Annotated in this window: 8 protein-coding genes; all 8 read left to right on the plus strand. The window is 69.1% G+C overall.

The genetic code is table 11. The annotated features are described in order from the left end of the window. The first annotated feature begins 3 nt into the window (after positions 1 to 3). Positions 4 to 963, plus strand: coding sequence for a sphingomyelin phosphodiesterase (locus tag ACFWMR_RS32075; protein ID WP_378381075.1), 960 nt, complete (start codon positions 4 to 6; stop codon positions 961 to 963). Between the two features lie 34 nt (positions 964 to 997). Further along, positions 998 to 2302 carry an MFS transporter gene (locus ACFWMR_RS32080; protein ID WP_378278132.1) on the plus strand — a complete coding sequence of 435 codons (1305 nt, stop codon included), beginning with the start codon at positions 998 to 1000 and terminating at the stop codon, positions 2300 to 2302. Further along, on the plus strand, positions 2299 to 3699 hold the full coding sequence (locus ACFWMR_RS32085) for a pyridoxal phosphate-dependent decarboxylase family protein (RefSeq protein ID WP_378381076.1): 1401 nt from the start codon (positions 2299 to 2301) through the stop codon (positions 3697 to 3699). Before ACFWMR_RS32080 ends, ACFWMR_RS32085 begins: the two co-directional genes overlap by 4 nt. 75 nt (positions 3700 to 3774) lie before the next feature. Continuing rightward, entirely contained in the window at positions 3775 to 4206 is a 432-nt protein-coding gene (locus ACFWMR_RS32090; protein WP_093938775.1) for an SRPBCC domain-containing protein, read from the plus strand. Next, a complete protein-coding gene (locus ACFWMR_RS32095; RefSeq protein WP_093938774.1) occupies positions 4196 to 4531 on the plus strand; it encodes an ArsR/SmtB family transcription factor in 336 nt (111 codons plus the stop codon). The genes ACFWMR_RS32090 and ACFWMR_RS32095 overlap by 11 nt, the downstream gene beginning before the upstream one ends. After that, positions 4528 to 4977: an SRPBCC family protein gene (locus ACFWMR_RS32100; RefSeq protein WP_378381077.1), complete on the plus strand. Its 450-nt coding sequence runs from the start codon at positions 4528 to 4530 to the stop codon at positions 4975 to 4977. The genes ACFWMR_RS32095 and ACFWMR_RS32100 overlap by 4 nt, the downstream gene beginning before the upstream one ends. After that, positions 4974 to 5666, plus strand: coding sequence for a DUF899 domain-containing protein (locus ACFWMR_RS32105; RefSeq protein WP_378381078.1), 693 nt, complete (start codon positions 4974 to 4976; stop codon positions 5664 to 5666). Before ACFWMR_RS32100 ends, ACFWMR_RS32105 begins: the two co-directional genes overlap by 4 nt. A gap of 21 nt (positions 5667 to 5687) precedes the next feature. Continuing rightward, positions 5688 to 7103, plus strand: coding sequence for an AMP-binding protein (locus ACFWMR_RS32110; protein ID WP_378381080.1), 1416 nt, complete (start codon positions 5688 to 5690; stop codon positions 7101 to 7103). The last annotated feature ends 261 nt before the right edge of the window (positions 7104 to 7364 follow it).

A 7364-nucleotide genomic window follows, 5' to 3' on the forward strand; every position in this document is an offset into this window, starting at 1 on the left:
TTCGTGCGGAAGCTCGCCGTGGTCGCCATCGCCGCCGCCCTGTTCGCCGGAACCGCCGTGCCCGCCCAAGCGGCGGTCTCGGTCAAGGTCATGGCGTTCAACATCTGGCAGCTGCCCTGGATCGCCAGCCCGAACACCTCGGACAAGCAGGCCAGGGCCCGCGCCGCGGAGGACGTCATCCGCGCGAACGACGCCGACGTCGTCGTCCTGGACGAGGCTTTCAGCGCCCAGGCCGAGGAAATGCGGAACCGGCTGAAGGACATCTGGCCGTACCAGACGCCACTCGTCGGCCAGTACTGCAAGACGTCGCCGGGCTGGACCACGGTGAACGGGAACTGCTCGAATTCGCCCGTGGTGGTCAACGGCGGCGTCACCGTGCTGAGCAAGGCACCGGTGACCGAGCAGCATCAGCTGGTCTTCCGCAATTCCTACTCGGGTACCGCGGACTACCTGTCCAACAAGGGCGCCGCGCTCGCCCGGCTGGTCGTGAACGGGAAGCCGCTCTGGATCGCGGGCACCCACATGCAGGCCGACGAGGGGCCGGAGACGCTGCCGAAGGCGCACGACGTCCGGATGGCGCAGCTCGGCGAGATCCGTGACCTGGTCACGAAATACGCGCCGCCGGCCGAGCCGGTCGTCATCGCGGGCGACCTGAACATCGAGTACTGGGCCGGGCAAGCGCGCAGGGACTCCCTCGGCCGGACCCAGGTCCAGCAGGGCGAAGCCTTCCTCGGCGGCGTCCTCCGCACGACCGGCGAAGGCTCTTACACCTTCGACGCGGCGACGAACCCGAACGCCGCGAAGTCCGTTCCGGCGACCTACCGCGACTCGCTGGACTACGTCGGCGCCGTGCGCGCGGGCGGCCGTCCACTCGCCGCTGTCGGCCCGGTACAGCTCGTGCATTACGACGGTGGCACGATTCCCTCCGACCACTACCCGGTGGTGGCCAAGATCCAATACTGAGGCCTTCATCGGGAGAATCGCCTCGAGGAGGATCATGGCAGCCCTGCCAGCACGGACGAGGTACCGCTACTCGCTCGGCTCGTTCGTCACCGGCCCCTTCGGCACGGTTCCCGGCCTGCTCCTCCTGAAGTACCTGACCGACACGATGGGCGTCGCGGCGGGCGTCGCCGGGGTGATCGTGTTCGTGCCCAAGGCCTGGGACGTGCTGTTCAACCCGATCGCGGGCAGGCTGTCGGACGCGGACATGGTCCGCACCGGCAGCCGCCGCCGGTTCCTGCTCTTCGGCGGTATCGGCGTCTCGATCCTCTTCGCTGCCCTGTTCGCGCACCCGGGCTTCGGCGGCCCGGTGCCCGACGCGATCTACGTCGTCGTCGTGTTCCTGTTGTGCGCCACCGCGTACGCGTTCTTCCAGGTGCCGTTCAACGCCCTGCCCGCCGAGCTGACCGACTCGGCCGACGAACGCACGAAACTGACCAGCATCCGGATCGGCTTCCTCGCGGTCGCCATCCTGATCTGCGGCGGCGGCGCGCCCGCGATCACCGAGGCCGTCGGCGGCATCGCGGGTTATCGCGTCATGGGCGTGTTCATCGCCGTGATCATCCTGCTGGCGACCCTCGGCGTGTACTTCGGCCTGAAGGACGCCCCGGTCGGCGCGTTGCGGCCGAACACGGTGAGCCCGCGCGAACTGCTCCGGACGCTCGCGCAGTGGCGGCCGTTCCGCTGGCTGCTCGGGGTCTACTTCGTCCAGGCGCTCGGCATCGGCACGGTGCTGGCCGCGATCCCGTACTTCGCCGAGCGGATCCTCGGCAGCTCCGGCTACTCGACGCTGCTGTTCGTCGGCTTCGTCGGCCCGGCGCTGCTGACCATGCCGCTGTGGCCGAAACTCGGCGCGAGCGTGGGGAAGCTGGTCGGGTTCCGGCTCGCCACCGCCGCGTTCGGCGTCGGCCTCCTCGGCCTGCTGGGCGCCAAGCTGTTCGGGCTCCCCGTCACCATGGTGTTCGTCGCCTTCTGCGGGGTCGGCTACGCGGGGATCTCGGTGTTCCCGCTGGCGATCCTGCCGGACCTGATCAGCGACGAGGAAGAGCGGACCGGGGAAACCAGGGCGGGCGTCGCGGCCGGGGTCTGGACGGCGTCGGAGACGCTGGGACTCGCGCTCGGCCCGGGTATCTGGGGTCTGGTCCTGCAGCTCGGCGGCTACCAGGCCAGCCTCGCCCCGGGCGCCGCCCAGCCGGACAGCGCGCTCACGGCGATCCTGCTCGGCGCGTCGATCCTCCCGGCGGTGCTGATCCTGTTCGGTATCCCGCTGCTGCGGAAGTCCGTGCTAGAGCGCCGGTCGTGACCGCCGAGGAGGTCCTGGCGGAGTTGCGGGAACTGCGCGCGGGCGACCTGCCGACGCATGGCGGCCGGACGCTCGCCTACGTCTACGACAGCGGTCTGTCCGAAGTGGACGAACTCGGGGCGGCGGCACACGCGCTGGCGTCGTCGGCCAACGGCCTCGATCCGACGGCGTTCCCGAGCCTGCTGCGGATGGAGAACGACCTCGTCGGTACCGCCGCGCGCCTGCTCGGCGGGACGGCGGAAACGGTCGGTTCGGTGACCTCGGGCGGCACGGAGTCGTGCATGCTCGCCGTCCTGGCCGCTCGCGACGCGCGTCCCGACGTGTCTTCGCCGAACATCGTGCTGCCCACGACAGCGCACGCCGCGTTCCACAAGGCGGCGCATTTCTTCGGTGTCCGCGCGGTTTCGGTGCCGGTGGATCCGGTGACCTTCCGCGCCGTTCCCGAGGCGATGGCCGCCGCCGTCGACGAAAATACGGTGCTGGTCGTCGCGAGCGCCCCGTCGTACGCCCACGGCGTCCTCGACCCGATCGCGGAGATCGCGGCACTGCTGGACGGCGTCCGGTTCCACGTCGACGCCTGCATCGGCGGCTGGGTGCTGCCGTACCTGGACCCCGGCCCGTTCGGCTTCGACGTTCCCGGGGTCACCAGCATCTCGGTGGACCTGCACAAATACGCGTACTGCCCGAAAGGCGTGTCGGTTCTCCTGCACGCGGACGCCGCGTTGCGCCGCTCGCAGTACTTCGCCAGCGCCGACTGGCCCGGCTACACGATGCTGAACACGACGCTCCAGAGCACACGTTCCGGTGGTCCGCTCGCCGCGGCGTGGGCGGTCGTACGCCATGTCGGCGACGAGGGTTACGCGAAGCTGGCGGCGGCCGCGCGCGAGGCCGCGGTGGAGATCCGCGCCGGGGTCGAGGCGCTGGACGGGCTGCGCGTCCTCGGCGACCCGGTGTCGACCCTGCTCGCGTTCACGGTGGACGCGGATGCCGGGTTCGACCTGTTCACCGTGGCGGACGAGATGCGGGAACGCGGTTGGTACGTCCAGCCGCAGTTCGCCCACGAGGCCTCGCCCGCCAACCTGCACCTGACCGTGACGGCCGCGAACCGGGGGAGCGAGAAGGAGTTCCTGGCCGATCTCGCCGCCTCGGTCGCCGCCGCCCGCGAGTCCGGACCGGTCGTCATCGATCCGCAGGTGGCCGAGTTCGTCGCGGCGCTGGACCCCGCGACCTTGACGCCGGAGCAGTTCGCCGGCCTGCTGGCGGCCGCGGGACTCGGCGGCGACGGCGGCCTGCCCACCCGGATGGCGGAGATCAACGCCCTGCTGGCCACGGCACCCGGTCCGCTGCGGGAGCGGCTGCTGCTGGAGTTCCTCGGCGCGCTGTACACGGCTTCCTGAACCGGCCTTGACGCAATCGGGCAGTTGCTATACAAAGTTATAGCAACCGATTGATTGCTACTTGAGGAGGAAGTCATGGGATTCCCCGATCGCATCGAACGCACCGTCGAGATCGCCCATCCGCCGGCGAAAGTGTGGGCCGCGCTGACCACGGCCGAGGGCCTGGGCACCTGGTTCGGGAACCAGGCGAGCATCGACCTGCGGCCCGGTGGCGACGCCGAGATGAAGTGGGACGAGGGGCACCAGGCGAACATGCGTGTCGAACGCGTCGAAGAGCCGGAGGTCTTCGGCTTCACCTGGAACATCTACGGTCTTCCCGACGACGACCCTCGCCGCACCTACGTCGAGTTCACCCTCGCACCGGCCGGCGCGGGCACGAGGCTTACCGTCGTCGAGACCGGTTTCTCCCAGCTGCCGGACGAAGTCCACAGTGTCGCGTTCGAAGGGAACACGAAGGGGTGGGCGGCCGAGCTGGGCGAACTGATCGAATACCTCGATGCCGTCTGACATCGAAGCGATCGCCGAACAGGTCTTCGTCGCACTGGCCGACCCGAGCAGGCGGAGCATTCTCGCCACCCTCGCCTCGGGCGGCCCCGCCACGGCGACCGACCTGGCCGACCGGCTGCCCATCACGCGGCAGGCCATCGCCAAGCACCTGGCGCTGCTCACCGACGCCGGACTGGTGACCCCGGAGCAAGGGGAGCGGCGCCGGGTCCGCTACGCGCTGCGCTCCGCCCCGATGCAGGTCGCCCAGCAGTTCCTCGCCGCGCTCGCCCGCGATTGGGACGGGCCGCTCGCGGCTCTGAAAGACCATCTGGAAGGTTCAGCATGAGCTTCACGACGAGTTTCACCGTGGACCGGACGCCACAACAGGTCTTCGACGCCTTCACCGACGTCCGCCGGTGGTGGTCGGAGGAGATCGAGCACGCCGGCGACGAGTTCGAGTACCACTACGAAGAAGTCCACCGTTGCCGCATGCGGGTCACGGAGTCCGTGCCGGGCCGGAAGGTCACCTGGCTGGTCCTGGAGAACCACTTCGACTTCACCGGCGACAAGACCGAATGGGTCGGCACGACGATCACCTTCGAGATCGGCGAGAAGGACGGAAAGACCGAAGCGCGCTTCACCCACCACGGGCTGGTCCCGGAGTACGAATGCTTCGACGTCTGTCACAAGGCCTGGACCTTCTACGTCGGAACCAGTCTGAGAGACCTCATCACCACTGGTGAGGGGCAGCCGAACCGGCGGAACGTCCTGCCCGCGGAGCTGGCGCGATGAACACGGTGACCTCGGCCGAATGGGAAGAGGCCCGGCTCCGCTTGCTGGTCAAGGAAAAGGAGCTGACCCGCGCCCGTGACGCGCTCGCGGCCGAGCGTCGGCGGATGCCGTGGGTCGCGGTCGAAAAGGCGTACGAGTTCGAGGGACCGTCCGGGCCGGTGAGCCTGCTCGACCTGTTCGAGGGACGCCGTCAGCTGATCGTCTACCGGGCCTTCTTCGAACCCGGTGTCGAAGGTTTTCCCGATCACGCCTGCCAAGGCTGCTCGCTGGTGGCCGACCAGGTCGCCCACGTCGCCCACCTGAACGCCCGCGACACGACGCTCGCCTTCGCCTCACGCGGGCCGCAGCCGGACCTCGCGCGGATGAAGGCCCGGATGGGCTGGACGATGCCGTGGTACACGATCACCGGTGACTTCGACACCGACTTCGGGGTCGGGGAATGGCATGGCACCAACGCCTTCATCCGCGAAGGCGACCAGGTGTTCCGGACGTACTTCGTCAACGGTCGCGGCGACGAGGTCATGGGTGGCACGTGGAGCTACCTCGACCTCACCGCGCTGGGGCGGCAGGAGGAGTGGGAGGACTCGCCGGACGGATACCCGCAGAGCCCGCCGTACGAGTGGTGGAACTGGCACGACTCGTACGAGGATTCCGCTTCGTCGGGCGAAGGGTGCTGCTCGGGGTCGTGAGCCTGGGTTAGGGTCCGGCCGGTGGAGAGTTTGTTTCTGACCCGGGTGCTGGACGCGCTGCGCTCGGGCGGCGAAGAGGCGCTGTTCGTCCAGGACGGTGTGGAGACCGGGTACGGGCAGGCGTTCGAACTGCTGCGCCGGCTGTACGCGGGATTGCCGGAAGGCGGGGTGGTCGCCATCGACGCCGGTAACCGGCCTGAAACCGTCCTCTTGCAGATCGCCGCACAGCTACGGGGTTCGACGGTGCTGCTCATCGCCGCGTCGGCGAGTTCTCCGGATCGCCTCGCCGCTGTCGAGATGGCCGGTGTCACCACCCTGGTGGCGGAGAACCCGGAGGACTGGCCCGCCGGCGACGCGAGGGTGACCACATTCGGCGAACTGGTGGACCGCGACGGTACCGACCCGGTGGGGCTGCCGGGGTCGGTCACCGTCGTCTTTCCCTCCGGCGGCACCACCGGAACGCCGAAACTCATCCGGCACAGCGGGATCTACGACGGGATGGCCCATATCTTCGCGCCGGATCCGTCCGCGCCGGGGCGCACCCTGCTGATCGCGCCGATGACGCATATGACCGGCAACGCCACCGTGCTGGGGGCGATCCTGCGGCGGGAAAGCGTGGTGCTGCTGCGGGGCTTCGACGCGGGCGCGGTGCTGGACGCGATCGCGGAACACCGGATCACCACGTTGTCGCTCACCCCGGCACGGCTGGCCGCGGTGCTCGATCATCCGGCCATGACATCGTGCGACGTCAGCAGTGTGCGCGGGCTTTCGCTGGGCGCCGCCCCGCTTTCGCCGCGGCGGCTGGCGCAAGCGCTCGACGTGTTCGGGCCCGTGGTCGGGCAGGGATACGGGCTCACGGAGGCGCCGATGATCGCGAGCATCTCCGCGGCGGAACTCGACGGCAGACCGGAGCGGCTCGAATCCGTGGGCCGGATCGTCCCGGGCATGGAGGCCCGGATCGACGACGGGGAGGTCCTGGTGCGCGGGCTGTCCATGATGGACGGTTACCACGGGGCGGAGCCGATCGGGGACGGCTGGCTGCGGACCGGTGATCTCGGGCGGTTCGACCACGAAGGGTATCTCTACCTCCTGGACCGGGCGAACGACGTCATCGTCACCGGCGAGCATGGCACCAAGGTGCACTCGACCGTGGTCGAGAACGTGCTCGCCCGGCACCCGCTGGTCCGTTCCGCGGCTGTGTTCGGTGTGCCGGGCGACGACGGCGAACTGGTCCACGCCGTGGTGGTCCCGGTCGCGTCAGGAGCGCTGTCGGCCGACGAAGTCCGGGCACACGTCCGGGAGTTCTTCGGGCGGGAGCATTTCGTACCGTCCGATGTGGACTTCGCCGAGGCGTTGCCCCTGACGGCGATCGGCAAGGTCGACAAGCAGGCGCTCCGGGCGCCGTTCTGGGCCGGGCGTCGTCGCCACATCGCCTGAACCGGTACCGAGACGGCCCCCTTCCTTGCGCTAGACGCAATGGTCTCGGCAAAGTCGCCTCTCCGCTGGTCAAGTAGGTTGTGAAAGCCACTTTCGCAACGTTGAAGGTTGCGAAAGTGGCTTTCGCGACACAACCACCCCGACCCAGCGGTTCCGGCGGCATTGAGCGTCGCGAAAGCCACTCAGTGTCAGGGTTGGTTGCGCTGCTCGTGTGAGTGGTTAGGGTCCGGTCTTGGTCGCGTGGTGACTCAGAAAGCCACT

The organism is Amycolatopsis thailandensis, from assembly GCF_042723255.1.
Taxonomy (GTDB): Bacteria; Actinomycetota; Actinomycetes; order Mycobacteriales; family Pseudonocardiaceae; genus Amycolatopsis; species Amycolatopsis thailandensis.